The organism is Leucobacter chinensis (assembly GCF_019049105.1).
GTDB lineage: Bacteria > Actinomycetota > Actinomycetes > Actinomycetales > Microbacteriaceae > Leucobacter_A > Leucobacter_A chinensis.
Genome location: NZ_JAHQZR010000014.1, coordinates 12,000 through 36,071 on the forward strand (window position 1 = coordinate 12,000; position 24,072 = coordinate 36,071).

At 62.1% G+C, this 24,072-nt stretch carries 19 protein-coding genes; 11 read left to right on the plus strand and 8 right to left on the minus strand.

What is annotated here, in order from left to right; translation table 11 throughout:
- Positions 1-7: 7 nt before the first annotated feature.
- Genes KTJ78_RS11930 through KTJ78_RS11940 form a run of 3 tightly spaced genes read right to left on the minus strand, consistent with a single transcriptional unit; the run spans position 8 to position 3,434 of the window.
- Entirely contained in the window at positions 8-1,276 is a 1,269-nt protein-coding gene (locus KTJ78_RS11930; protein ID WP_217136078.1) for a glycosyltransferase, read from the minus strand.
- A 38-nt stretch (positions 1,277-1,314) separates the two neighbouring features.
- On the minus strand, positions 1,315-2,166 hold the full coding sequence (locus KTJ78_RS11935) for a glycosyltransferase family 2 protein (RefSeq protein ID WP_217136080.1): 852 nt from the start codon (positions 2,164-2,166) through the stop codon (positions 1,315-1,317).
- The gene (locus KTJ78_RS11940) at positions 2,163-3,434 is read right to left on the minus strand and encodes a glycosyltransferase family 4 protein (protein WP_254259664.1); all 1,272 of its coding nucleotides are present in this window, start codon (positions 3,432-3,434) and stop codon (positions 2,163-2,165) included. The genes KTJ78_RS11935 and KTJ78_RS11940 overlap by 4 nt, the downstream gene beginning before the upstream one ends.
- Before the next feature lie 31 nt (positions 3,435-3,465).
- On the opposite strand from KTJ78_RS11940, the gene wecB reads away from it, so the two are divergent.
- The 4 genes from wecB to glf all read left to right on the plus strand — a co-directional run bounded on the left by wecB (position 3,466) and on the right by glf (position 8,286).
- Positions 3,466-4,542, plus strand: coding sequence for a non-hydrolyzing UDP-N-acetylglucosamine 2-epimerase (gene wecB, locus KTJ78_RS11945; protein ID WP_217136084.1), 1,077 nt, complete (start codon positions 3,466-3,468; stop codon positions 4,540-4,542).
- A gap of 617 nt (positions 4,543-5,159) precedes the next feature.
- On the plus strand, positions 5,160-5,699 hold the full coding sequence (locus tag KTJ78_RS13660; protein WP_254259665.1) for a glycosyltransferase family protein: 540 nt from the start codon (positions 5,160-5,162) through the stop codon (positions 5,697-5,699).
- 51 nt (positions 5,700-5,750) lie between these two features.
- Complete coding sequence (locus tag KTJ78_RS11955) at positions 5,751-7,046, plus strand: nucleotide sugar dehydrogenase (protein ID WP_217136086.1); 1,296 nt, start codon at positions 5,751-5,753, stop codon at positions 7,044-7,046.
- 94 nt (positions 7,047-7,140) lie between these two features.
- Positions 7,141-8,286, plus strand: coding sequence for a UDP-galactopyranose mutase (gene glf / locus KTJ78_RS11960; protein ID WP_217136092.1), 1,146 nt, complete (start codon positions 7,141-7,143; stop codon positions 8,284-8,286).
- 20 nt (positions 8,287-8,306) lie between these two features.
- Here the strand turns inward: glf and KTJ78_RS11965 are convergent, their stop codons facing one another.
- From KTJ78_RS11965 to KTJ78_RS11980, 4 genes are all read right to left on the minus strand, one after another.
- Positions 8,307-8,753 carry a flavodoxin family protein gene (locus KTJ78_RS11965; protein ID WP_217136095.1) on the minus strand — a complete coding sequence of 149 codons (447 nt, stop codon included), beginning with the start codon at positions 8,751-8,753 and terminating at the stop codon, positions 8,307-8,309.
- A 31-nt stretch (positions 8,754-8,784) separates the two neighbouring features.
- Positions 8,785-10,629 carry a class I SAM-dependent methyltransferase gene (locus KTJ78_RS11970; protein ID WP_217136097.1) on the minus strand — a complete coding sequence of 615 codons (1,845 nt, stop codon included), beginning with the start codon at positions 10,627-10,629 and terminating at the stop codon, positions 8,785-8,787.
- A 20-nt stretch (positions 10,630-10,649) separates the two neighbouring features.
- On the minus strand, positions 10,650-12,560 hold the full coding sequence (locus KTJ78_RS11975; RefSeq protein WP_217136099.1) for a glycosyltransferase: 1,911 nt from the start codon (positions 12,558-12,560) through the stop codon (positions 10,650-10,652).
- Between the two features lie 92 nt (positions 12,561-12,652).
- Positions 12,653-14,020: an O-antigen ligase family protein gene (locus tag KTJ78_RS11980; protein WP_217136100.1), complete on the minus strand. Its 1,368-nt coding sequence runs from the start codon at positions 14,018-14,020 to the stop codon at positions 12,653-12,655.
- Positions 14,021-14,130: 110 nt separating this feature from the next.
- Here KTJ78_RS11980 and manA point away from each other — a divergent pair, with 110 nt between their 5' ends.
- The 5 genes from manA (at position 14,131) to KTJ78_RS12005 (ending at position 21,370) form a co-directional block, all read left to right on the plus strand.
- Positions 14,131-15,438, plus strand: a complete 1,308-nt coding sequence (manA, locus tag KTJ78_RS11985; RefSeq protein ID WP_217136102.1) for a mannose-6-phosphate isomerase, class I — start codon at positions 14,131-14,133, stop codon at positions 15,436-15,438.
- 104 nt (positions 15,439-15,542) lie between these two features.
- Positions 15,543-15,857: a WhiB family transcriptional regulator gene (locus KTJ78_RS13665; RefSeq protein WP_217136104.1), complete on the plus strand. Its 315-nt coding sequence runs from the start codon at positions 15,543-15,545 to the stop codon at positions 15,855-15,857.
- A 72-nt stretch (positions 15,858-15,929) separates the two neighbouring features.
- Entirely contained in the window at positions 15,930-19,445 is a 3,516-nt protein-coding gene (locus KTJ78_RS11995; protein WP_217136113.1) for a glycosyltransferase, read from the plus strand.
- The gene (locus KTJ78_RS12000) at positions 19,438-20,805 is read left to right on the plus strand and encodes a DUF5719 family protein (protein ID WP_217136115.1); all 1,368 of its coding nucleotides are present in this window, start codon (positions 19,438-19,440) and stop codon (positions 20,803-20,805) included. Before KTJ78_RS11995 ends, KTJ78_RS12000 begins: the two co-directional genes overlap by 8 nt.
- Before the next feature lie 10 nt (positions 20,806-20,815).
- Positions 20,816-21,370 carry a hypothetical protein gene (locus KTJ78_RS12005; protein WP_217136117.1) on the plus strand — a complete coding sequence of 185 codons (555 nt, stop codon included), beginning with the start codon at positions 20,816-20,818 and terminating at the stop codon, positions 21,368-21,370.
- Positions 21,371-21,379: 9 nt separating this feature from the next.
- Here KTJ78_RS12005 and KTJ78_RS12010 read toward each other — a convergent pair whose 3' ends face one another.
- Complete coding sequence (locus KTJ78_RS12010; RefSeq protein WP_217136119.1) at positions 21,380-21,844, minus strand: hypothetical protein; 465 nt, start codon at positions 21,842-21,844, stop codon at positions 21,380-21,382.
- Between KTJ78_RS12010 and KTJ78_RS12015 the strand changes: the two genes are divergently transcribed.
- Together KTJ78_RS12015 and KTJ78_RS12020 are read left to right on the plus strand one after the other, a co-directional pair.
- The gene (locus KTJ78_RS12015) at positions 21,838-22,290 is read left to right on the plus strand and encodes a Fur family transcriptional regulator (protein WP_217136121.1); all 453 of its coding nucleotides are present in this window, start codon (positions 21,838-21,840) and stop codon (positions 22,288-22,290) included. The genes KTJ78_RS12010 and KTJ78_RS12015 overlap by 7 nt on opposite strands.
- A 2-nt stretch (positions 22,291-22,292) precedes the next feature.
- Entirely contained in the window at positions 22,293-23,795 is a 1,503-nt protein-coding gene (locus tag KTJ78_RS12020) for a catalase (RefSeq protein WP_217136123.1), read from the plus strand.
- Positions 23,796-24,072: the final 277 nt, after the last annotated feature.

Consider the following 24,072-nt stretch of genomic DNA (forward strand, 5'->3'; position numbering starts at 1 on the left):
GCGTGGTTTACCGCGCAGAACGTTCTAACAGTGCTGCGAAGGCCCTGAAGTTCGTGTCAGACGACCATGCGCCCTGCCAATGACTAACGCTGCCCTGAACGGCGGCAGTAAAAGCGTCGTCGGTGAGGGAGAAGAGCGCTTCGATGCGATCAGCTACCTCTGAAGCAGTTGGATTAGCCGTGAGAAGGCCGCCAAACATGCCTGTTTCTGTCTTGATCAGCTCTGAGGTGCCTCCAACGTCGGTGGCAATAACAGGGAGCCCCTGTGCCAGCGCTTCCATAATTGAGACGGGAACACCCTCTGACGCAGAAACATTGACGAACACCGTCGCGGGGTTTGATGCATACCAATCACGCAGCTCGGTGTTACTGAGGTCACCAGCGAGGGTGTAACTGTCTGGTGTGAGATGTCTCTCTGCGTAGCGAGAGAGCTCTTCGGTAGCTTCTGGGGAGCCGCCTCCGAGATGCACCCAGTGCAGCTCGATTCCGCGGGCTTGCAGTTCGGCGACCGCATCAATAAGCAGGGGCAGTCGTTTCACGGGAACGACACGTGAACAAGAAACGACCTTGTGTGGTTTAAGTGAGGGGTTCCCCGCGTTCCTCGCTGCAGAGACGCCAAGCCTCGCTGTATCGATGCGCTCAGCGTAGCTCGGGTAACGGCTGCGCAGATAATCGCGGCCTTGGTCTGAGACAGCATAGAGGTGATCGAGGGAACGTAAAATTTCGGTTCTGCCGGGTAAATAGTTGATGGGAGATTGATGATCATAAATATCACCCCGGTGCCCTCGAGAAATGAATGGGTACCCGTACTCGGCGTGAATATGTTTGCCCACGCTTGCTTGCGTGTGAAACCAGTAGGCATAGATCGTGTACCGAGTTTCGGGCTGGAGGGCATTTGCAAGGTTTGCTGTGAAGGCCGAGTAGAAGAGGGCTGAAGACAGCGAGAATCGAAACTCAGCCGCGGCCTGAGCAGTATTCGGCAGATGTTTCAAACCCGTTGCAGCGATACGCATGCTGCGCAAAGGGTGCTGAGTTGCAAACCTGAGAAGGGTACTTCGCCATGAAGAGCGTAAGAACTTCTCGTCTGGCAGTACCACCGTGAAGTTTTTCGGAAGAGTTCTTGTCTGCACCGAAGAGTGTGAATACGAGAGCGGTAAGACCAGAACTGAATCGAACACTGCGGCAAGATAGTCGATCTCAGGTTCGATGAACTCCTCGCCTTTATCAAAGGGAAAGCTGGCGGTAATAAGGATGAGGCCCGTTTGTGGTGAGGTCACGCGAGTTTCTGCTCTCAAGATGATGGGAAAGGAAAGCGCTACATGTACCAGCAGCGAAAGGTTATCGAGCCAACGATGTGGCCCCAATTGTAGCCGAGGGTTGAGACCGAGGTAAGCCTGCGTTCAGAGCCCTTGCGTGAGGTGATGAAGCGTGCTGCTGATACGAAGAGCATGATGGGAGCGAGCACGCGACTACGCCGAGGCATGCCATGCTGGTGATGCTTGGCGAATAACTGCGCTTTGCTCTTGCCATATCCCGTCTGTTGACGAAAAATATCGTGTTGCGTTTCGCGAGCGTAGTAGTTGAACTTAGCGTCGAATGCTTCAGTCACACGGTGACCGCGCATTTGCATACGCCAGAAAAGATCGATGTCTTCTGCTGCACCTGTGAACCACTCATCGAAGCCGTCAACCTCATCGAAAGCAGCGCGTGAAAAACCTGCCTGCCCTCCACCGACCGAAAGAAATCCTGGCCACGTAAGGTCGCTCAATGAGTTCACTTCACGAATGACGGTTCCGGTTTCTCGCTTGTGCACGATCGTGCAGGCAGCGATAGTCGCCCCCGCTTCGAAAGCTTTCTGAAACGCGTTCGCCCAGCCCGGCTGAACTTCGTCGTCGGCCCCGCAGAGCATGACGAAGTCGCCTGTGCTCGCTCGCACACCCTCGTTTTGTGCGAACACGGCCCCCTGGCCACTCGTTGCTGAAACTTCGCGAACCCGTGGGTCACGCGCGGCGTACCGAGCGACGACAGCGCTCGTGGAATCTGTCGACATATTATTTGCAACGATAATCTCGTGCAGTGCATGAGCAGGCTGCTGGGTCAGAGCTTCGAGCTGCCTGGGCAACGTCTCTTCGCCGTTGTAGCAGGGGATCACAGCTGACAGCCTCATCGCTGCTCACCGGCCACTGATTCGAGCACGTCAGCGATACGCGTTGCTGTTTCAGTCATCGAAACGTTGTCACGGGACCAAGCCGCGAGTGCAGCACGCTCTTCTGGGGTAGGCGGGTTGAGTGCGATCTGTGTCATTGCCCGTGCGATGTCAGTGCTGGCATACTCCACCGCCGTGCCCACTGTAACGGTCTGCTGGGTTGCCTCGAGGAATTCTCTGGTGGGCCCAGGACCAGCGAAAATTACGGGGCAACCGCTCGCGAGGGAGGAATAGATTTTCGTTGCGAAGGCGAACTCGTAGCCACCGCCGGGCAGAAGCGTAGCGAGTGAAGCGGCAGTGTGCGCGAAGATATCACTGAGCTCTTTGGGTGACACTGAATCAACGAAGTGAACCTTGTCGGCGATATTGAGTTCTGCGGCACGTGCTGCAAGGTTGTCACGTTCGGTACCGCTGCCGATGAAGCGAAGAGTATAAGAGGTGGTTTCAACACCGGGCTCGTCTGATCGTAGAAACTCAGCAAAAGCATCAATGAGAATGACGGCCCCGTGCAGCACTGAGTACGTACCCGCGTAGACAAACTCTGTACGAATGGGAGCTTGCGAATAGGTGAACTGGGAAGTGTCTGCGCCGTACCCGGTAACGCTAATGGGTTTTTTGATTCCCCAGGTGAGGAGGCGTTGTTTGACTCCATCAGAGATGGTGATGATGGCCCGAGAACCAGAGATTGCCCACTTCTCGGCAGCCGCCAGGAGTCGCAACACAACTGACGAACTGGTCGCGTGCGTTGCCGCAACAGACCAGAGATCGGCTGCGTCATATACATAGGGGATGCGCCGTAGAAAACAGGCGAGTCGCACTACAGCACCAGTCGTTGGAGGGGGTTCGACGAGCACAACATCGGGTCGTTTCGTGAAGAGGAGCCGAAAGAAGAGGGGGATATCGAAGCTGAGGTACTGCAGGTAGCCCCGTACATACCCAGTTTTATCGCGCAAAACAGGAAACGTTTTGATGGCTTCACCGCGCTCGCCGGCTTGAGGCATTGAGAACCCTCGAGGCGGTTTTGCCGTGAGCACGGTGACCTCGTGACCCTTTTCCGTCAACGCTGTGGCTACTGAACCCAGGAAAAAAGAGGCGGCAGAAGGCTCCGGTAAATAAATACGTGAAGCGATCACAACTTGCAAGGGCGGGTACCTCTTAACAATTAGGGTAAAGCGGAAACAGGATGTTGGAGTATTGCCGAGGAGTAAACAGGTCGATGCATCAAGCATTCTATCGCGACTGCCACGGTACACTCTCAGTGTGAAAATAATGAGTGTAGTTGGCGCCAGGCCACAGTTTGTCAAACTTGCGCCGATAGCAAAGGCAATCACCGCAGCGGGACACGAACATGTGATCGTGCATACCGGGCAACATTACGACCCGATGCTCTCAGACGTCTTTTTTCGTGATCTCGGTATTCCAGACCCCGATGCTCACCTCAACGTCGGGTCGGGGTCGCACGGGCGGCAGACTGGCGCGATGCTCGAGAAAATGGATGAGGTGCTCGAAGAGTTCACCCCAGACTGTGTTCTTGTCTATGGCGACACGAACTCGACGCTTGCCGCAACCGTGAGTGCGGTGAAGCAGCATATTCCGGTAGCGCACCTTGAAGCAGGCCTTCGCTCATTCAACCGTCGCATGCCAGAAGAACACAATCGAGTGCTCACAGACCACGCAGCTGATCTTTGCCTCGCTCCGACTGAGAAAGCAATGGAGCTTCTTGCGGCTGAAGGGCTCGCTGAACGATCAGCGTTGGTCGGCGATGTGATGACCGATGTGCTCTACGAAGTACGTGACAGCGTACTGGCGAGCGAAAAACCGCATCCCTTCTCTGGGCTGCTTCAAAGCGAAGAGTACCTTGTTTCGACTCTTCACCGCGCTGAAACGACCGATGACCCGGCTGTGCTTGCAGCGGTCATTGCTGCGCTCGCAGCAGCGCCACACCAGGTGTTTTTGCTGGCGCATCCAAGGCTCGTTGCGAAGGCTGAGGCTCACGGTATTGAGCTGAACCAGGGAGCGATCACATCGGTTGCCCCGCTGGCTTACCCTGATCTCGTTCGTGCCGTACTTGGGAGCCGAGGAGTCGTAACTGACTCAGGCGGGTTGCAGAAGGAAGCTTTTTTGCTTCGGGTACCCTGCACCACGGTTCGCACCGAAACTGAGTGGGTTGAAACAGTTGAGCTGGGATGGAACGTTCTTGCGACTGAACAAGAGGCTATTCTTCAAGCGATCACCCGTGGGCATCCCGCTGAAACCGATGAAGAACCTTATGGTGACGGGCACGCGGCACAACGTGCTGTGTCAACGCTTGTCGCGGCATTCGGGGCGACGCAGTGACCCGCCCGCACATTCTTTGCGTTTCGCTCTCTCCGATTGCGCGTGACGCGCGGGTGCTCCGGCAGATTTCCCTGCTCGCTGAACTCGGTGAGGTCACGACTGTGGGCTACGGGCCTACGCCCGAGGGGGCAAGTCATCATCTAGAGGTACCTTCAACGATGGTGTCACTGCCGCAAACGCTCTCGGGCGTCGCGAAATTGGCTCTGAGAACTCATCGCAGTGCAGAGTGTTCGGCCCCTGCGGCGAAATGGATACTGAAGCAGCAAGAAGAGCAGCACCCGCTCCTCGGTGGCGAATGGGACCTCGTAGTTGCCAATGACGCCCGTGTGCTTGATCTTACTGACCGCTTGGCGTCTGGAGCGCCTATCTGGGCCGACATGCATGAATGGGCCCCGGAAGAACAGACTGATATTACATCGTGGCGGCTCCTTGTCGCGCCATTCATGTCGTACCTTTGCGAAAAGTATCTGCCGAAGGCTGCATTAGTCACGACTGTTTCGCAAGGTATTGCAGAGCTGTATGAGCAGGTCTTCGGCGTGAAAACCCATCTGTTTACAAACGCTTGTGAGTACCGAGAGATTGCCCCGAGTGCGTTGCAGCCGGGGTTAATTCGTTGCGTGCATAGCGGGCTCGCAGTGCACGGGCGGGGGCTCGACCAGATGATTCAGGTGTTTAGACGGCTGCCAGAGCACTTTACGCTTGATCTCTACCTTGTCGCAGGGGGCGATGGGGGCGGATACCTAACGAAACTGAAAACGATGGCCGGTGACGACCCACGATTTACGTTTCACACCCCAGTGGCACCGCATGAACTGCCCGGCGTGCTTTCGCAGTACGACGTCGGTGTGTACTGGATCCCTCCTTTTCATACAAATGCCAGGCTTTCGTTCCCGAATAAGTTCTTCGACTTCGTGCAGGCTCGTCTCGCGCTAGCGATCGGCCCCTCGGAAGAAATGCAACGAGAGGTTGAACGCTACGGGATGGGCGTTGTCAGTCGATCCTTTGAGCTCGATGACATCGTCGAATCGATGAAAACGCTCACTCCCGAGAACGTGCAAGAATTTCAACTCGCGACAGATCACGCAGCCAGCGAGCTGAGCTTTGAACATCAAGCAGGGCGAATGAGGGCACAACTCGTAGCTTTGCTCGGCGAGTAGGCTGGGCGCCGGCTGAACGGAAAGTGACCGCTGCGCGGTACACTTATGCCTGTGAAGATCGCAGTCATTGCAACCGGAAAAATCGGCCTCCCTCTCGCAACCCAGTTCGCCTCGATGGGGCACGAGGTTGTCGGCGTCGACGTGAATCAAGCTCTCGTCGATTGCATCAACCGCGGCGAAGAGCCGTTTCCCGGCGAGTTCGGCCTCGCCGAGAAGCTCGCAGAACAGGTGCCCGCGGGCAAGTTGCGCGCCACGAGCGACTATGCCGACGCTATTCCTGGCGCCGACGCGATCGTGATTGTCGTACCCCTGCTCGTGAACGAAGAGACCTGGCAGCCCGACTTTACCTGGATGGATCAGGCTACCCGATCATTCGCCGAGCACATTACGCCAGGCACCCTCGTCTCGTACGAGACCACCCTGCCCGTGGGCACGGTGCGTAGCCGCTGGAAGCCGCTCATCGAAGAGGTCTCTGGCCTCAGCGAGGGCACCGACTTTCACGTGGTGTTCTCGCCAGAGCGCGTGCTCACCGGTCGCGTGTACGAAGACCTGAAGAAGTACCCGAAGCTCGTGGGCGGGCTCTCTGAGGCAGGTACGAAGCTGGCAACCGAATTCTATGAGTCGGTGCTCACCTTCGACGAGCGCCCCGACCTGCCGAGGCCCAACGGGGTTTGGGACATGGGCACAGCCGAGGCCGCCGAGATGGCAAAGCTCGCCGAGACCACTTACCGCGACGTCAACATTGGCCTCGCAAACCAGTTTGCGCAGTTTGCCGACACCGCCGGCATCGATGTGTACAAGGTCATTGAGGCCTGCAACTCGCAACCGTTCAGCCACATTCACCGCCCAGGCATCGCCGTTGGCGGTCACTGCATCCCGGTCTACCCGCGCCTCTACCTCTCGACCGACCCCGACGCCTCGATCGTGCGCACCGCACGTAACGCAAACGCCGAGATGCCCGCATACACGGTTGGCCGCGTTGCCGAGATGCTCGGTGACCTCACCGGCCAGCGCGTCGTTGTGCTCGGTGCCGCTTACCGCGGTGGCGTCAAAGAGACCGCCGTTTCAGGCGTGTTTCCCACCGTCGACGAACTGAAGAAGCGCGGCGCGGTTGTGACCGTGCACGATCCGCTGTTCTCAGAAGAAGAGCTCGCCGCCTACGGCTTCACCGCGCACACGCTCGGCGACCCGGTTGATGTCGCGATTCTTCAGGCCGATCATGCGATGTACCGCGAGCTCACCGCTGCTGATTTTCCTGGCATCAAGCTCATCGCCGACGGCCGCAACTACACCGACCCCGCGAAGTGGGCTGGCACGCCTCGCATCGTGATTGGTGCTGCGGGCTAATACCGCGTAACCACTGGGTGAACGCCCTCGGCAATCGCTGCTTCTTCAGCGTAAGCCGAGGGCGTTTCGCTCCGGTGCGGCTACACTTGCAAGCATGGATCTTCTCGTAGTCGGGTCAGGCTTTTTCGGCCTCACCATCGCAGAACGCGCAGCAACCGAGCTCGGTAAAAAGGTGACGGTCATTGAGCGCCGCAACCACATTGGCGGCAACGCCTACTCAGAGGCCGAGCCCGAGACCGGCATTGAGGTGCACCGCTACGGTGCGCACCTCTTTCACACCTCGAACGAGACGGTGTGGGAATATGTGAATCGTTTCACGACCTTCACGAACTACGTGCACCGCGTCTACTCGAACTATGAGGGCGAGGTGTACCCGCTGCCCATCAACCTGGGCACGATCAACCAGTTCTTCCGCGCGGCGCACGGCCCCGAAGAGGCGCGTGCTCTCATCGCCGAGCAGGCGAGCGAGTATGACAGCAAGACGGCGCAAAACCTTGAGGAGCGCGGTATCTCGCTCATCGGTCGCCCCCTCTACGAGGCGTTCATTCGCGACTACACTTCGAAGCAGTGGCAGACCCCACTCACCGAGCTTCCCGCCGAGATCATCAGCCGCCTGCCGGTGCGCTACACGTACAACAACAACTACTTCAGCGACACTCACGAGGGGTTGCCGACCGACGGCTACACCGCGTGGCTCGAGCGCATGGCCGATCACCCGAACATCGAGGTGAAGCTCGATACCGACTTCTTTGACGAGTCACAGCCGCTCAACAAGAACGCTGTCGTCGGCAAGGTTCCCGTCGTGTACACGGGCCCCGTCGACCGCTACTTCGACTATGTCGAGGGTGAGCTTAGCTGGCGCACCCTCGACTTCGAAGAAGAGGTGCTCGAGGTCGGCGACTTCCAGGGTACGAGCGTCATGAACTACGCCGGGTCAGAGGTGCCCTACACGCGCATTCACGAGTTTCGCCACTTTCACCCTGAGCGCGACTACCCGAAAGACAAGACCGTCATCATGCGCGAGTACTCGCGTTTCGCGACGCGCGACGACGAGCCCTACTATCCGGTCAACACCCCAGACGATCGTGAGATGCTGCTCAAGTACCGCGAGCGCGCCGATGCTGAAGACCGCGTGATTTTTGGCGGGCGCCTCGGCACCTACCAGTACCTCGACATGCACATGGCCATCGGCTCAGCACTGTCGGTGTTTAACAACAAGCTGCCCGACCTCTTCGCGTAGGTCTCTCGTCGCCCCGGCGACTAGCACGACGCGGCGACCGTAGCCCCAAGCTCGGTCGCCGCGTTTCGCATTTCTGCGGTGAATTCACCCAGAAATACCAGCGGATCAGCGCACAGCTTCCAGCCGTACCCCGTCGTGATCTGCTGCATCGCGATCTCGGCGCCGGTGCTGTCGTATGACCCGTGAAGCCAGTACGAGAACGGTCGCCCCTTTGTGGCTTCGTGCGTGGCGTTGAACGTCGTGTCGAAGAAGTGTTTGAGGGCCCCCGAAAGGTACCCGAAGTGCACGCTTGAGCCGAGCAGGTAGCCATCGGCCGCGAGCACATCGTCGATGGTTGCCTCGAGCGCGTTGCGCTCAACCACGGTCACGTCTTCGAGCCCTTCGAGCCGTGTTCCTTCAAGCGCCGCCTGGGCGATTTCGAGCGTGCGCGGGGTAGGGCTGTGATGAACGACGAGCAGTGTGGCCATGGCCCGAGTGTAGCGCGCCCGACGTGAGCGGCTAGTCGGTCGCTTGGTCTGAGCTAGCCGAGCCGCGTGCTTCAGGGCTCAGCTGGTTCTCGGCAAGGTCGAGCAGCTCGGCGAGCTTCGAGCTGTGGCCGCGGTACTCGTCGAGCTCAGACTGCAGCTGTTGTACTTGCTGATTCAGCTCGCGTACTTTGCGGCGTGTGAACCGGGGGTCGACGGCGCGAAAGAGACGTGAGAGTGGCGAAGACATGGTGGCTCCTTGGGTCGAGGGCGAAGCGTGCGGGGGTGCGAGCGTGAAGGTTACGCCAAAGGGGCGTCGTTCGACGGCGGCGGATCGCGCAGCCTCCGAGAACCCCGAGCCAGCCGAGTCGGCCCGGTTGGTCGCGCCCGTGGCCGTCGCGAGTGGCTGCGCGGGCACCGCGAGCGGTTGCACGCGCGCCTCGAGCCCGAAGGCTGCGGCCTCGGCTCGCAGCTGCTCGGGGGTGAGGTGCCAGGTGGTGGGGTTGTCGGGCGCGAGGTCGGCTGCGTGGCGGGTGAAGAAGGTGCCGACTGCCGTTCCGCCAGAGTTCAGGGCCATGCGGGCGAGCCGGTACATGTTGGGGCGAGCGTGCTCGGTGACCTGCTCGAAGACGTGGTGGGCGACGAGGTCGAACGGGCCAGTGACGCCGTTTTCGGCGGGCGCCGCGAGCGACGTGATGCGGTACAGGTTGACGTGGGCGGCGCGCACGTTGGCTTGTTTTGAGAGCCGCTTGAGGTGAGTGAGCGGCTCGCGGGCATAGTCGGTGGCGATGACCTCGCGGGTTGGCGAGGCGAGGCGCCGCGTGAGCGATCCGCCGCCGGCTCCGAGCTCTACGAGCTGGGGCGCTTGGAGTGAGCGGGCAGGGTCGGTGATCCACTCGGCTCCCGGCTCCCACGGCGCGTAGGCATCGGGACTGCCGTACCAGCCGTTCCAGAAGTGACGGCCAAAGTTGAACGAGCCGAACCAGTTCTGAAAGCGGCGGCGCGTGGGCTCGGGGGTTTCGATGGCGAAGCCGGGAATCGGGGTGCGCCAGTCAGCGTCATAGTTGATCTCGAGCCATACTTCGGGCACGCGGGGCGCAGGAAAAGTGGTTCCGCCGATCGTGACTGTTCCAAAGGGCAGCATGTCGGCCTCTTGCATGGGACCGCGAACGTGAAATGGTTGGTTGATGTTGCCGTCGTCGGTGAAGAATGCGGCGAAGACATCAATGTAGTAGTCGACGCCCGAGTCGGTCGCGAAGTGCAACTGCATGTGGGTCGCGCTGTGGCGCATGAGCGTGTAGCCGAGGGCCTCGAGGCGGCGGCCCACCTGGTAGCCCTCGCGCGCGACCTCTGCGGGGGTCGTAAAGCGCGAGAGGTATGCGACGTCGGCGTCGTCATCGTGGGGCAAGAGCGAGCCGTCGCGTACGCCGCCCAGTAGGGTTCCGCCGACGGCGAAGGGCCTCAGGCCCATATCGGTGAGGTTGGCGACGATCACTGCCGCGCGACGCACGATCTCGTCACGCACGTCTTGCCCCATCTCGGTGAGGTTCGGTGCGAGTCGCAGCCACTTGTTGAGCGAGAGCCCTACGCCCGTGTCATTGACGATCGCGACGCGGGCATCGTCATTCGTAAAGGCGACCTCGCCCGACCAGAGTGCTTCAGGGTCGCCCGTGGGCGCGATCGTGAGGTTCGACGAGCCGACGAGGAACGGGTGCAGTGCTTCGGGCCACGGCAGCTCGGTGCCGCCCGCGATGTCGCGCACGTCGAGAGACCAGACACGCTGCTCATCGAAGCAAATATCGATGGATGAGAGCGAGGCCGGCACCCAGTGAAAGGTGATTCCCGAACGGTCAGCGCTCACGGGCACGAAAGATTGCATGCCTTAGAGCCTACTGCGAACTATGAACGCCCGGTAAACGTGCGCTCCCACTCTTCGACCGAGGTGAGGCGTGGCATGGCTGCTCGGTACTGCTCTGCGAGCGCATCCCAGTTCTTTTCGATCTCGCGGGTGAGCGCGCGGCTCTCTTTGAGCAGGCGCCTGAATTTTGCGCGGTCGTGTCGGTACCACATCTTGCCTGCACCGTCGGCCGTGCCCACGATGACGCTGCGGTGCGACGGTACCCGCCACCAGAAGGCCTCGCGCTTCGGGTACTCGAGCTCTGGCTCGATCGACGCGGCTTCTGCCTCTTTGCGCAGCCAGTGCTTGGGCACGTTCTTAAGCGTGTACAGCGCGAGCTGGGCGCCTGAGGGGCTTTGTGGATCGGGGTCGAGGGTCGGAATCACGCGGCCGCCTCGCGACACCGGTGTGTCTTCGTCGCCCGGGCGGTACACGCGTGTTTCGGGGAATCCCTCGGCACGCTTTCGTGCCTCGGGCATTGACTGCGCCATGGTTGCGTGCAGCACCTCGGGGCCCTTCAAAACATCGCGCAGGGCGTCGACCGCGAGCTGCGTCGCGTAGTACTGCATGTTGAGCAGCTTCTTGATGTCCTGACGGCCGCTGTTTTGCAGGAGCCGGCCGCTCTTTGGCCTGGTCGAGTGTAAAAGGCCGGCGATGATGCGGTTGCGCGTGTGAAAATACGCACCCCAGTCTTGCGAGTCGTCTTTGTCGAGCCACGAGACGTGCCAGAGGGCGACGCCGGGCAGCGAGACGGTACGGTAGCCGGCGGCCTTCGCGCGCAGCCCGTACTCGGCGTCATCCCACTTGATGAAGACCGGAATCGAGAGACCGAGCTCGGCGATGACCTTCTTCGGGATGAGGCACATCCACCAGCCGTTGTAGTCGGCGTCGAGGCGCGCGTGCATCCACGGCGTTTGGCGCAGGTTCGCGTTGCGGAAGTTGTGGCGGTGCTGCTCAGGGAACGAAGGGCCCCAGTTGAAGGCCTCGTCGCCCACGATCTCGGCCCAGGCGTGCATGACGGGCTTGTCGTAGAGGTCGAACATATGGCCGCCCACGATCACGGGCGTGCGGCTGAACCGCGCGAACTGGTGGGCGCGCAGCGCGCTCTCTGGCTCGAACTCAATGTCGTCGTCGAGCAGGAGCAAGAAGTCTGACTCGTCGCGTTTGAGCGTCTCGGCCATCGAGCGCGAGAAGCCGCCCGAGCCGCCGAGGTTCGGCTGCTCGATGACGCGCAGCTTATCACCGAGCGCCTCCTGCAGCTCGGCATAGCCAGCCTCGTCGCGCACCTTCTGGGTTCCCTGGTCAACAAGAAATACCTGGTCGATCGCCTCGACGAGCGCGGGAGAGCCCTCGATTGCTCGCAGGGTCTGCACGCAATAGTCGGGCTTGTTGTAGGTCGTCATGCCGATGTTGAGCTTGCCGGGCGTCGTGGGCTCGGCCTCGGTGCTCCACTCGCCGTGCTCGAGCACGAGGTCGCCGTCACCAGCGACGAGGTCGAACCAGTACCAGCCGCCGTCGCCGAACTTGTTGAGAGGCAAATCGAATGCGGATCGCTGCTGTTCTCCAGAAACCGTTGTTGCCGCGACCTGCTGCAGCGCTCCCGCGGCGTTCGAACGGTACACCATGACGGTGCCTGGGCCGCTCGTGGTGACCTGGAGCGTGACCTCGGTGACGACGCTCCAGCGCTGCCAGTACGAGGCGGGAAACGCGTTGAAATAGGTCGCGTACGAGACGCGCTTGCCGGCGCGCACCCGAGCGCTGTGGCGCGAGAGCACGTTGTCGATGCTCGCGACGGCGGTGAGTCTCAGCGGTTTCCCGTCAACCTCGCTCCACGACTCTGGGTCGGCGTAGAGGGGCAGTACATCGGGGTCGGTGATCGTCGGGAAAACGACGTTCTGAAGAACCGTGGTCACAGGAAACCTTTCGACACGTGCAAAGTTACTCGTCAGTGTATCGACGCAAGATGAACGAAAAGGTGTGTGTTTGGAGCTTTACCGCTTCACCGCTAGCCGCGTGGAATCGGTGTATCACGCCAGGGAATGCGCTTCTGGTCGTCCTGGCTTGAAGGGACCTCGTAGTCGAAGCGGGTCTTCACGGTGAAGAGCACGAGCAAGAGCCACCCGCTCTCGACGATCATGCGGCTCTCGGTGAGCGACTGCACGAGCATTGCCATCATGATGAGAAACGGCCAGAGCGCGCTCGTTGCGTAGGGCAGGGGAGCGCCGGGGCCGCGCCTCGGCTGGTCAACCGCCCTGAACCACACGCGCCACGTCGTGACGAACACGAGCAGACCGAAGAGTGCGAGGCCGATGAAGCCGAGCTGGAACCAGACGTCGAGCCACGCGTTGTGCGCGTGCATGACCGGAATGCCGCCCTGCACATCGAGGCTCTTAAACGGTTCGACCCACGGGGCCCAGTAGCTCACCCAGCCCCATCCGACGGTGGGGTGCTCTGAGCCGAGATCGATGACCTTCTGCCAGGTCTCGGTGCGGCCCGTCAGGCTGCCCGATTTGCCGAAGATGCCGAAGAAGCTGTCACGAAACACGATCGCGAGCGTGCCGCAGGCCGCGAGCAGTGCCGCGCCGATGAAGTACATGGGCATGCGGTGGTCGGCCTTCGCCCGCCTCGCCCAGAGCGCGAAGAAGAGCGAGACGACAACGACGCCGCCAGCGATGAGCGCCGTTGCGGGCCTCGTGAGCACGAGCGTGGCGAGCGCAACGATGACCCAGAACCAGCCCGCAAAGGGGCGCACAGTGCCGGCGCGAAGCTGAATGACAAAGACGATGAGGCCGAGCAACGCCGCGAAGCCGAGCAGCGTCGAACTGCCGAGCAAGCCTTGAATCGGGCCGCCCTCGAACAGCAGGTCACGGCTCCAGTAAAGCAAATTCGGGGTCTTTCCCTCGGGAGCCTCGATCCACCAGGGCAAGAGGGGCTCGCGAATGAAGAGTGACACGAATAGTTCGAAGACGATCGAGAGGCCGAGCAGATAGCGAAAAGCGCTCGCCAGGGTGCTGAGCGTTTCCTGCCACGTCAGGAGTAGCGCGAGTATCACGGCGACGGCCGTCGTAATGAGCTGAGCCGTGACGCCGAGCAGCGACTCGAGGCGGTACTGCGACCAGAGAATCGAGAGCGCGGCAAAGAGTAGAAAGAGCGTAAGGGGGGCTGGGAGACGGTACCAGCGAAAGCGTTCGGGGCGCTGTTTGATGAAGAGCGCGATGCCGATGCCAAACACCACGACCACGAGCGCGACGTACCCCTGCAACCCGAGCAGGTTGCGAAACGCGTTGCCGCCGAGCGCGATAAAGAAGGTCGCGGTTGCGTATGCGTTCACGCCGAGGCGGTGGTGTTTCGCCTCTCTGGTAATTTCAGCCATGCTATGTAGTGTAATTGCGAGTTGGTGTGCTTCTCCATGACGTCGGTGTTCCACGGGAAACATTAGCGGTGCGCCAGAGGGATAAGTTAGTCAAAGATAGAGAGTGCCGCGTGCTCATTTTTATTCAGAACGTTCCACGCACCTACGCGTGGGGGTCTCGCGATGCCCTTCCTGAGGTGCTCGCGACTGAGCCGACCGGTGAACCGCAGGCAGAGCTGTGGCTCGGCGACCACGAGGTCGACCCGGCGCAGGTTGCTGGCAGCATGGCCGAGCCGCTCACTCTCATTGACCTCATTGAGCGTAACCCCGAGGTATACGGCGTCGATGGTGGTCACCTGCCCTTTCTGCTCAAGGTGCTCGGCATCGGGGCTCCGCTCTCGTTGCAGGTGCACCCGCGCAAGAGTCAGGCTGAGGAAGGCTTTGCGCGTGAGAACGCCGCGGGAATCGCGCTGGATGACCTTAGTCGCTCGTACAAAGACGCGAACCACAAACCCGAGTTGCTCGTCGCCCTCTCGCACATCGAGGCACTGAGTGGTTGGCGCGAGCTTGGCGACGCGGCAAACGATGCGGCGGCGATCGCTCGGGGTTCAGGAACCTGCGGGGCCAGGGGCAGTCAGCTGTTGCTCTCGTTTGCGGCGCGAGTGCAGAGCGCTGCAAGGCTCGGAGTCGACGGCAAGGCCGGTCGCGAGGCGCTGCTCGACTGGTTACTGCCCGGCGACGAAATCGTGGTCGAGACCGTTCGAGCGCTCGCCGAAGTGGTCATGAGTGAAGTACCGCTCGACCTCGACGGTGTGCGTCGCGACGTGCTGCGCAAGCTCGTGACCACGCACCCCGGTGACCCGGGCGTGCTCATCTCACTGCTGATGCACGTCGTCACGCTCAATGCCGGCGAGGCGCTTTACCTTGACGCGGGCGTGCTGCACGCCTACCTCGGTGGCGTTGGGGTAGAGATTATGGCTTCGTCTGACAACGTGCTGCGTGCCGGGCTGACCGAGAAACACATTGACGTGCCGGAGTTTCGCCGCATTCTCGACCTGACGACCACGAACGATCCGCTCTTCTACGGGGCGACGCCAGCCCCCGGGCTCACGACCTGGCAACCGCCCATTCCCGACTTTCAACTGCACCGCGTGCGCGTCGACGCCGAGCACGACCCGCTCGACGCGCCCGGGATGCATTTGGCGCGCGCGGTGTCTCTTGAAGCTCCATACCCGCTCGTTATGATCGCGACCGAGGGGGTGCTTCGGGTTGAGCGAATCGGGGTTGACCTACGTGAGGTCGCAAGCGTGAGAAAGGGCCATTCCCTCTACATCTCGGCGGGTGCGGCCATTGAAATTTCGGGCTCTGGCGAGGCCTTCGTGGCGAGCGTGGGCTGCCGCTCAGAAATCGACATTTCGAGGGTCGAGGGCGTGTCCTGACCTTCAAGTAGTGGTTGAGGCTTTACTATGTCTGGCTTGACTTGAGTGAATGACAACGGTGTAATTATGAGGTAACCTAAACGCTTTGTAAGGAAGGAGGGGCAGTGACCGAGAATGAGAAACCCGCATCGCAGGTTCCGAACAACTGGTTTGTAGACCCCGTTTTCCTTGGTGTTCCAGGGACCCGCCAAGACGAAGACACCGCTCTCGCCTGGCAGGCCGACGCGCTGTGTGCGCAAACTGACCCCGAAGCCTTCTTTCCTGAAAAAGGCGGATCAACTCGGGAAGCCAAGCGCGTGTGCGAATCGTGCGAGGTCAGTGCTCAGTGCCTTGAGTACGCGCTCGAAAATGACGAGCGCTTTGGTATTTGGGGCGGGCTCTCAGAACGCGAGCGCCGCAAGCTGCGCAAACGCGCCTAACCTGAGTGCTTCACCCATGCCCGGCACGCCTCAGCGTGTTGCACAGCGAGGGCGTTTACACTTGCTCTCGTTATGCGAAGTAATGTAACCGCGATTCTTGTCGCCAAGCACCAGGGTGAGAAGCTTGATCTCACGCTGCAGTCGCTCAAGGCGCAAACCGTCATGCCCGATCGCATCGTTGTGGTCGCCTGTGGGCCCGAAGGGCTCGCAGCCTCAGTCGGCGGTGAGGGCATCGACGCCGTTATCGCGATGAACGAGCGCGCAAGTTTCGGGCAAGCCGTTGCCGCAGCCGAGCGCGGCCTCGCAGAGCTCGAGAACACCCGAGAAGAGTGGCTGTGGCTGCTCGCCGAAGACTCGGCACCCGAACCGTCGGCTCTCGAACATCTGCTACTCAAGGTTAAAGCGAGCGGCACCGCGGTTGTCGCGGGACCGAAGCTCGTTGACTGGCATGACCCCTCACGCATCATCGAGCTGAGCCAAGGGCTCACCTGGGCGGGTGGCCGCTGGGTGCTCGACCGTCACGAACTCGATCAGCAGCAGTACGATCACTACGAAGACGTTCTGGGGGTTGGCCCGGTCGGCATGCTCGTGCGACGTGACGTGTGGCAGCGCCTCGGCGGCTTCGACCCTGCGCTTCCCATCTACGACGACGGCCTCGACTTCAGCGTGCGCGCGAGGCTCGCGGGCTACCGTGTGATCGTGGCCCCCGAGGCGAGACTACGCTACGCCCGAACCGGAATCGCCGGCCCCGAGATCAACCACCGTGCCGGCGTCCTGCGGCGCGCTCACCGGCAGTCACGGGCAGCGAGTCTGTACCGCCGCATCACCTACGCGCCCGCGGTGTTCGCCCCGCTCATGTGGCTCGGGTTGCCGATTATTGGCGTGCTCGGCATGATGTGGGCGCTTATTCGCGAGCGCCCCGGCACCATGCTTGGTGAGTTTGTCGCGGCGCTGCAAGTGTTTTTCCACCCCCGCAGTATCTGGCGGGCACGCTCAAGCATCAGGCGGCACAACACTGCAGGGTGGGGGGCAGTGCGGCCGCTTCGCACCGAACGCAAGACCGTCGCATCGGTGCGAATGGTGCGCAAAGAGTCGATTCTTGCCGTTCAAGGCAGGCAGCGCGAAGACCTGCACTTCGTGCAAACCGGTGGCCTCGCCCTCACGATGAGCGCGCTCGCTGTGGGCGCCTTGCTCACCTGGTGGCTCTTTGGGGCGTCGTTTGTGACCGGCGGAGGAGCCGGCCAGCTGACCCAGTCGCTGGGCGGTCTGTGGTCGAGTACCGTGAGCGCCGCGGCAGTGAATGTTCAGTCGCTCGGCTCGTTCGCGCATACGGTTCCAGCCGACCCCTTTGCTTGGGTGCTCGCGCTCATGGGCACGGTCACCTTCTGGAACCCCTCGCTCGCGGTCATCATTCTGCTTATTGCCTCGGTGCCCGCGGCCACCCTCGGTGGCTGGATGTGGGCGAGTCGACTCACCGAGCACGCCGCTGGCAGGCTGCTCGCAGGCATCGCCTGGGGCGTCTCACCCGTACTGCTCTCGGCGCTCATCACCGGCCGTGTTACGACCCTCGTGATCGTCATTGCGCTGCCGTGGTTGCTCTATGCTGGCTCACGTGCCTCGCAGTCGTGGAGCTGGGCGGGTGTTGCCTCGTTCATCGCCGCGGTCGTGCTCGCCGCTGGCCCGGTACTGTACCCCGCGGCCCTCGTGCTGCTCATTACCGCAGTCGCCTGCTACCCCCGTGGAGCCTCGAAGCTCTGCTCGATCGCGATCGTGCCCCTAGCCCTCGGTGTACCACGCATGCTGAGCGCTGTCGCCTCGGGCCGCCCCCTCGATATGTTCGCAGACCCCTCGGCCCCGTTGCAGCACACCGCCGCGGCGCCCGCCGACATGCTGCTCGGGTTTCCTGAGGCTGGCCTCGGGGGCCTGCCCGGTGCCCTCAGTCTCATCGGCGTCGAGAGCTGGGCTTCGCCGTGGATCGTCTCCATGTGCCTCGTCGCGCCCCTCGCAATTCTCGCGGTGGTCGGTGCGTGCACCGGCCCGGTGAGGCGCACCATCATGCTGGGCCTCATGACCATTCTGGGTATGCTCACGGCGATTGTTGCCCCGCACCTCCTGCTCGTACCGCTCGGCTCAGAGCTCGTCGCGGTCTCGGCCGGTGCCGGCCTCGCACTGTACTGGCTCGGCCTCATCTCGTTCGCTTCCTTCGGCCTGAAGTCGCTGCTGCGCGCCGAGGTGCCAGTCGCCATTGTTGCCATGGTCGGTGTCATCTTGCTCGGCCTTCCCACGATGGTGCAGCAGGTGCGCGCCGAAAGCCCACTCACGGTCGACCGGCAACCGATTCCCGCCGTCATCGACGCGGAGTTCGCGATCAACCCGACGCAGCAGGCCCTTGTCATCACGCCGCTCGGCGAAGATGAACTGCGCGCGCAGCTGCGAGCTGGCAACACTCTGACCCTTGACCGCGTACGCACCGCGCAACTCACCGCCACGAAGGCCTCTGAAGAGCAGGCGCTCTCAGAACTCGTTGGATCGCTCGCGAGCCTCGGCGCCTCCGAGCTGCAGGAGCAGCTCGAGGCCGCAAATATTCGCTTCGTGCTGCTCGGCGATACGCCGGGCTCTGGCGGAGCGCAGATTCGCTCGCTGCTGCAAGAAGCGCTCGACCAGAGCGAGGCGCTCTCTCCGGTTGGCGACACCTCGCACGGCCTGCTGTGGCGCGTGAACGAGTCGGCCCCGGCCGATGGCGGAGAGACTGCTGAGAGTGCTGGTGCGGCCGACGCCGCTGGCGACGGTGCTGCCGACGCTGCCGACGCTGCCGAAACCGACGATGAAGCCGAGGCCGCCGCTCAGGCGACCGCAAAGCTTGCCGACGACGAGCTCGACATTCAGACCACCGAGCAGCGTCCCGTGAGCGGCAAGATGCTCTGGGCAGCCCAGCTCATCTTGATCGCACTGATGTTCCTGCTCGCGCTACCAACTGGTGAGGTTCGCTTGCGCCCCGAGAAGCGCCGCAAGCCGCGAGGCAAGGCCGCCAAGAAGCTTGCGCCGCTCACTGACTCGGGCATCGCCGCGGCCCCCGTGGGTGCGGCCGCTGCCGAGGCTGGAGTGGTCGCTACAGCTGATGCCGAACTCGGCACTGCCGAGCCAGACGCCGCAGCGTCTGACGTCGCCGAAGCCGGTTGCACTGAACCTGCTTCGGGTGAGGCAGAAACGGCCGAGGGCGAGCCGAACGCTGAGCCCGGGCAGGGGGCTGTCACCGGCGAGAGCGCTACCGTGCTCGAAGACGCGACCCCGCACGAGGTCTCAGACCAGACCGACGAGGTGCCCATTATCACTGACGCGATGCTCATGGGGGCTGATCCGCTCGGTGAAACGGGCGAAGCCCGCGACGAGCCCGCCGACGAGGCTTCTGCCGCCGACGGGCCCGAGACCCCGAACGACGACCCGGCACTCGTGCGCGAAGAGCACGAACTGCCCGACGAAGACACGATTTTCGTGGGCGGATCGTCCGACCTCTCGAGCCCAGAAGTGACGGGCCTTGACGAGACCACCAACACGAACGATGCACACCGGGAGGCGCGCGATGAGTAAGCGAAGCAAACTGGTGCGCGGCAGTGCCCAGGTCGGCACCGGAATCGCGGTAACTGCGGTCGGCGCGCTGCTCATCATGCTCGCCGGGCAGACGAACCTGCCGACGGTGCAGCATGAGGTTCCAGCGCAAACCGTGAGCACCGCTACCACCACGAACACCTCGTTCGTGTGCCAGGGCTCATTCGGCGTGCTCGGGCTCAATGCCAGCTCGCCCAATGATGTCACCCCGGTTGGTGAGGCCGAGACGAAGGTGAGTGGCGGCGAAACCGCGAAGAACGATCTCGCGATGCAACTCGCTGGTGCGACGCCTCCAAGCTCGCGCACGGTGCCCGGCTCAGAAGACTTTCGAGCGGCCCAAAAGCAGCGCATCGACACCGAAACAGTGAAGGGCCTCGCCGCCTCAAGCTGCGGCGAGGCGACAAACGAGCAATGGATCGTGGGCGGCAGCACCGCCCGCGGCATCTCGAGCGTCATCACCCTCTCGAACCCGGGTGCGGTCGCCGCAACCGTCACGATTGGCGTCTTTAACGAAGAGGGCCCCGTCGAAGGCGTCGGAACCACCGGCGTGCTCGTACCGCCCGCGACCACAAAGACAGTTCCGCTGAGCGGCTTCGGTGCCGGCTACGACAGCACCGCCATTCGTGTGCAGGCGAGCGGATCGCCAGTATTCGCGACCCTCGGCGTGCACCAAATCACCGACATCACCCCCATCGGCGCCGACACGGTCAACGCTCAGCTGACGCCATCAACCGAGCTTGTCTTCTCGGGAGTGCGCACCTACGAGAACCATACACACGGCGAAGAGGGTGAAGACGGGCACGATGCCGCGCTCGCCAGACTGCTCTCACCCGAGGTAGCCACCAAAGCCAAGGTGTTCTCGCTCACTGCCGGTAAGGAGCGCGCGCTCATCGGTGAGGTTGAGCTCGAAGCCGGAGTCGTGACCGACCTCGGCCTGTCGAAGCTCCCGAAAGAGGCGACCGGAGTCATCGTCGAGAGCGAGGAGCCCATTGTCGGTGGCGTGATGACGCTGCTGCACAATAACAATGATCACGACTTCGCATGGATGACCCCGTCGAGTGTCTTCTCGGCAGGTGAAACGGTGAAGACGCTCACGCTGCCTGGCGGCACGTTGACCCTCACAAATGCGAGTGACGAGAAGGCCGATTTCACCGTCGGCGACGCGACCGTGACCCTCGAGCCCTACACTGCGAAAGAGGTCGCGAAAGCTGGCGAGACCAGCGTGCAGGGCGAAGCCCCCTTCGCCCTTGGCGTGACGCTCTTCGACGAGCACACGCTCTCGACCTACCCGGTGCTCGCATCGGCAAGCCTGATTGAAGAGTTCACCGTTTATACTCGCTAAGCTTGGGGTGATGTTTGGCCGTCGTAAACCGAAACCCCAGCCGCAGGCTGCGCCCGCGCAAGCCTCCGCTGCGCAAGCTCCTGCTGCGCAAGCTCCTGCTGCGCAACGGGGCGCCGCGCAATCTGCGCCCGCGCAACCCGGCGACTCGACCTCGCCGGTGCGCCGCCACGGGCGCCGGCCGATCCGCTCATCGCTCGCCGGCACGAGGGTGCGCGATCCGCACTCACGCGTAGAAACGTTCAAGCACTGGGCCGCCGCAACGATTCAGTACCTACGGCAACAGCTGCCCGACGACCTCGACGATGTCAATATCGGCTTCATGTCGCTGCCCCCGTACGAGATGCCCGAGGGCACCCATTCAGAGGAGCCGATGTTCTGGCTCGTGAGCCCGCGCGAGCACATGATCTACCTGTTTCGCGCGCCCATTCAGCGCTTTCGGGGCCTGCACGAGCCCGACGAGGTGCACCGCCGCATGTTCGTGGAGTGGTGCGTGTACCAGGCCGTGTGCGAGTACCTGGGCGAAGACCCGTGGACGCTGCTTCCGGGGCGGTTTGAGCACTACTAGTGGGTGGCGCTAGCGCTCTGCGCTTTCTGGCTCGACGTTCTGCGCTTCTTGACCCGCCTTCTTCACTTTTGACGCGTCTTCTGCGCGCCGTTCGGCTCGTGTTTGTTGATTTCGTGTTTGTTTGACGGAAAGCAGGGTGTGAGAGGGGTGAACACCCTGCTTTTCGTCAAGTAGATCGATTTGGGGCGTGCAAACCTGGCCACAGAGGCGGGTGCCGATCCGCCAGTAGCCGAGTGTGTGCCCCAGGCCCGGCGCCAGGCCCACCCGCGAGCACGCCGACCCACCCCAGCGCACGGCCAGCGCACGCGCGCCCGGCCGCCGCACGGCCCGCACGGCCCGCGCACCCGCGCACCAACGCACCAGCGCACGGCCAACGCATCCGCGCACGGCCGCCGCACCCCACACAACCGATGTGGGTAAGGCTCCCCTTTCTTTTGAATCATTCAAAAGAGTGATAAAGTTGAGCCATGACACAGCAACTCCACCTTGGTGCCGCCGAGCGGCTGAAGGGTGCTGGGCTGCGATCGACCGCGCCTCGACGTGCCGTGCTTGAGGCACTGCACCCGGGCGGGCATCTCGATGCTGCCGAGCTTTTCCAGCTTGTGCAGCGGGAGCTTCCTGACACCACGCTACAGACCATGTATGTGGTGCTCTCGGCGCTCACCGACGCGGGGCTCGTGCGCAAGATCGAGCCGGCTGGCTCAGCTGCAAGATACGAGGTGCGGGTGGGCGACAACCACCATCACCTCATCTGTCAGGGCTGCGGGCGCATCGAAGATGTTGCCTGCACGATTGGCCACGCGCCATGCCTGACTCCCAGCGAGACGCACAATTTTCACATCCACACAGCCGAAGTAACGTTCGTGGGCCTGTGCCCCGACTGCTACGACGCAACAGACGAATCACCAGAGAAAGGGTAATTATGGCTGATCAGAAGATCACGACCACGCAGACCGGCACCCCTATCGCAAGCGATGAGCACTCGCTCACCGTTGGCAACGACGGCCCCACGGTTCTGCACGACCGTTACCTCGTAGAGAAGCTCGCAGCGTTCAACCGCGAGCGTGTTCCCGAGCGTAACCCGCACGCGAAGGGTGGCGGCGCCTTTGGTGAGTTCGTTGTAACCGAAGACGTGTCGCAGTACACTCGCGCAGCAGTGTTCCAGAAGGGCGCAAAGTCTGAGACGCTCATTCGCTTCTCGTCGGTTGCTGGCGAGCAGGGTTCACCTGACACCTGGCGCGACGTGCGCGGCTTCTCGCTGCGTTTCTACACGACCGAGGGCAACCTCGACATCGTGGGCAACAACACCCCGACGTTCTTCATTCGCGACGGCATCAAGTTTCCTGACTTCATTCACTCGCAGAAGCGCCTCGGCGACTCAGGTCTGCGCGACGCCGACATGCAGTGGGATTTCTGGACCCTCTCACCCGAGTCGGCACACCAGGTCACGTACCTCATGGGCGACCGCGGCCTCTCGAAGTCGTGGCGCCACCTGAACGGTTACGGTTCACACACCTACCAGTGGATCAATGCCGACGGCGAACGCTTCTGGGTCAAGTACCATTTCATCTCACACCAGGGCGTTGAGCTCATGGAGGCCGACGAAGCCGAGCGCCTCGCGGGCAGCGACGCCGACTACTACCGTCGCGACCTGTTCGACTCGATCGAGCGTGGCGACTACCCGTCGTGGGACGTCTACGTGCAGATCATGCCGTACGAAGAGGCGAAGACCTACCGCTTCAACCCGTTCGACCTCACGAAGACCTGGCCTCAGGCTGACTACCCCCGCATCAAGGTGGGTACGTTCACGCTGAACCGCAACCCGGTCAACTTCTTCGCCGAGATCGAGCAGGCAGCGTTCTCGCCCGGCAACCAGGTTCCCGGCACCGGCATCTCACCAGACAAGATGCTCATGGCACGCGTATTCTCGTACCCCGACGCGCAGCGTTACCGCGTCGGCACGAACTACAACCAGCTGCCGGTTAACCAGCCTCACGCAACCGAGGCCAACAACTACATGCACCAGGGCAACATGCAGTACCACTTCCCGCCCGCATCGCAGCGCGTCTACCACCCGAACTCGTTCGGTGCGGCAGGCGGCCCGGCTGTTGACGCTCAGGCTGGCGTAGAGGCTTCGTGGGAGTCAGACGGCGAGCTCGTACGCGCCGCGGCAACCCTGCGCGCCGACGACGGTGACTTCGTGCAGCCCGGCATTCTCTACCGTGACGTGTTCTCGGCTGAGTCGAAGGAGCGGTTCCACAACACGCTCGCCGGCCAGGCCGCTGCGATCACGATCGACGAGATTCGCGAACGCTTCTTCCAGTACTGGACGAACGTTGACGAGGGCCTCGGCCAGATTCTGCGCGACCGCTACGCCAAGGGCGAGGGCACCGCAGCGACCGACTCACACGAGTCGGCAGAGTAACCACGACCCGCGCCGCCGCACCGGCGGCTAGGGCAGAGGCGGGGTCTCGACTTTCGGGTCGGGGCCCCGCCTTTTTGCGTGTGTGGCCCTCACGCGCCCGCGATCCGCGCCCTCGAAAGGTCAAAAAGTGTCGAATTAGTTGCACTTTTTCGACACTTTTTGACCTTTCGGCGTCGGACGTCGCTCAAGAAGCCCCGCCTCCCTCTTTGCCAGGCTGGTTGTGAGTCACTCACCCATCTATTGAAGAGGAGCCCCTGGTTTGTCTATCGTGCCCGGA

Excerpts from the sequence above, each read along its gene's own strand:
- KTJ78_RS11980 (WP_217136100.1), bottom strand. The coding sequence starts at position 14,020 with ATGGCTGAAATTACCAGAGAGGCGAAACACCACCGCCTCGGCGTGAAC.
- KTJ78_RS11970 (WP_217136097.1), bottom strand. The coding sequence starts at position 10,629 with ATGCAATCTTTCGTGCCCGTGAGCGCTGACCGTTCGGGAATCACCTTT.
- glf (WP_217136092.1), top strand. The coding sequence starts at position 7,141 with ATGGATCTTCTCGTAGTCGGGTCAGGCTTTTTCGGCCTCACCATCGCA.
- KTJ78_RS11940 (WP_254259664.1), bottom strand. The coding sequence starts at position 3,434 with ATGCTTGATGCATCGACCTGTTTACTCCTCGGCAATACTCCAACATCC.
- KTJ78_RS12015 (WP_217136121.1), top strand. The coding sequence starts at position 21,838 with ATGACACAGCAACTCCACCTTGGTGCCGCCGAGCGGCTGAAGGGTGCT.
- KTJ78_RS12005 (WP_217136117.1), top strand. The coding sequence starts at position 20,816 with ATGTTTGGCCGTCGTAAACCGAAACCCCAGCCGCAGGCTGCGCCCGCG.
- KTJ78_RS12000 (WP_217136115.1), top strand. The coding sequence starts at position 19,438 with ATGAGTAAGCGAAGCAAACTGGTGCGCGGCAGTGCCCAGGTCGGCACC.
- KTJ78_RS12020 (WP_217136123.1), top strand. The coding sequence starts at position 22,293 with ATGGCTGATCAGAAGATCACGACCACGCAGACCGGCACCCCTATCGCA.
- KTJ78_RS11935 (WP_217136080.1), bottom strand. The coding sequence starts at position 2,166 with ATGAGGCTGTCAGCTGTGATCCCCTGCTACAACGGCGAAGAGACGTTG.
- KTJ78_RS11965 (WP_217136095.1), bottom strand. The coding sequence starts at position 8,753 with ATGGCCACACTGCTCGTCGTTCATCACAGCCCTACCCCGCGCACGCTC.
- KTJ78_RS11995 (WP_217136113.1), top strand. The coding sequence starts at position 15,930 with ATGCGAAGTAATGTAACCGCGATTCTTGTCGCCAAGCACCAGGGTGAG.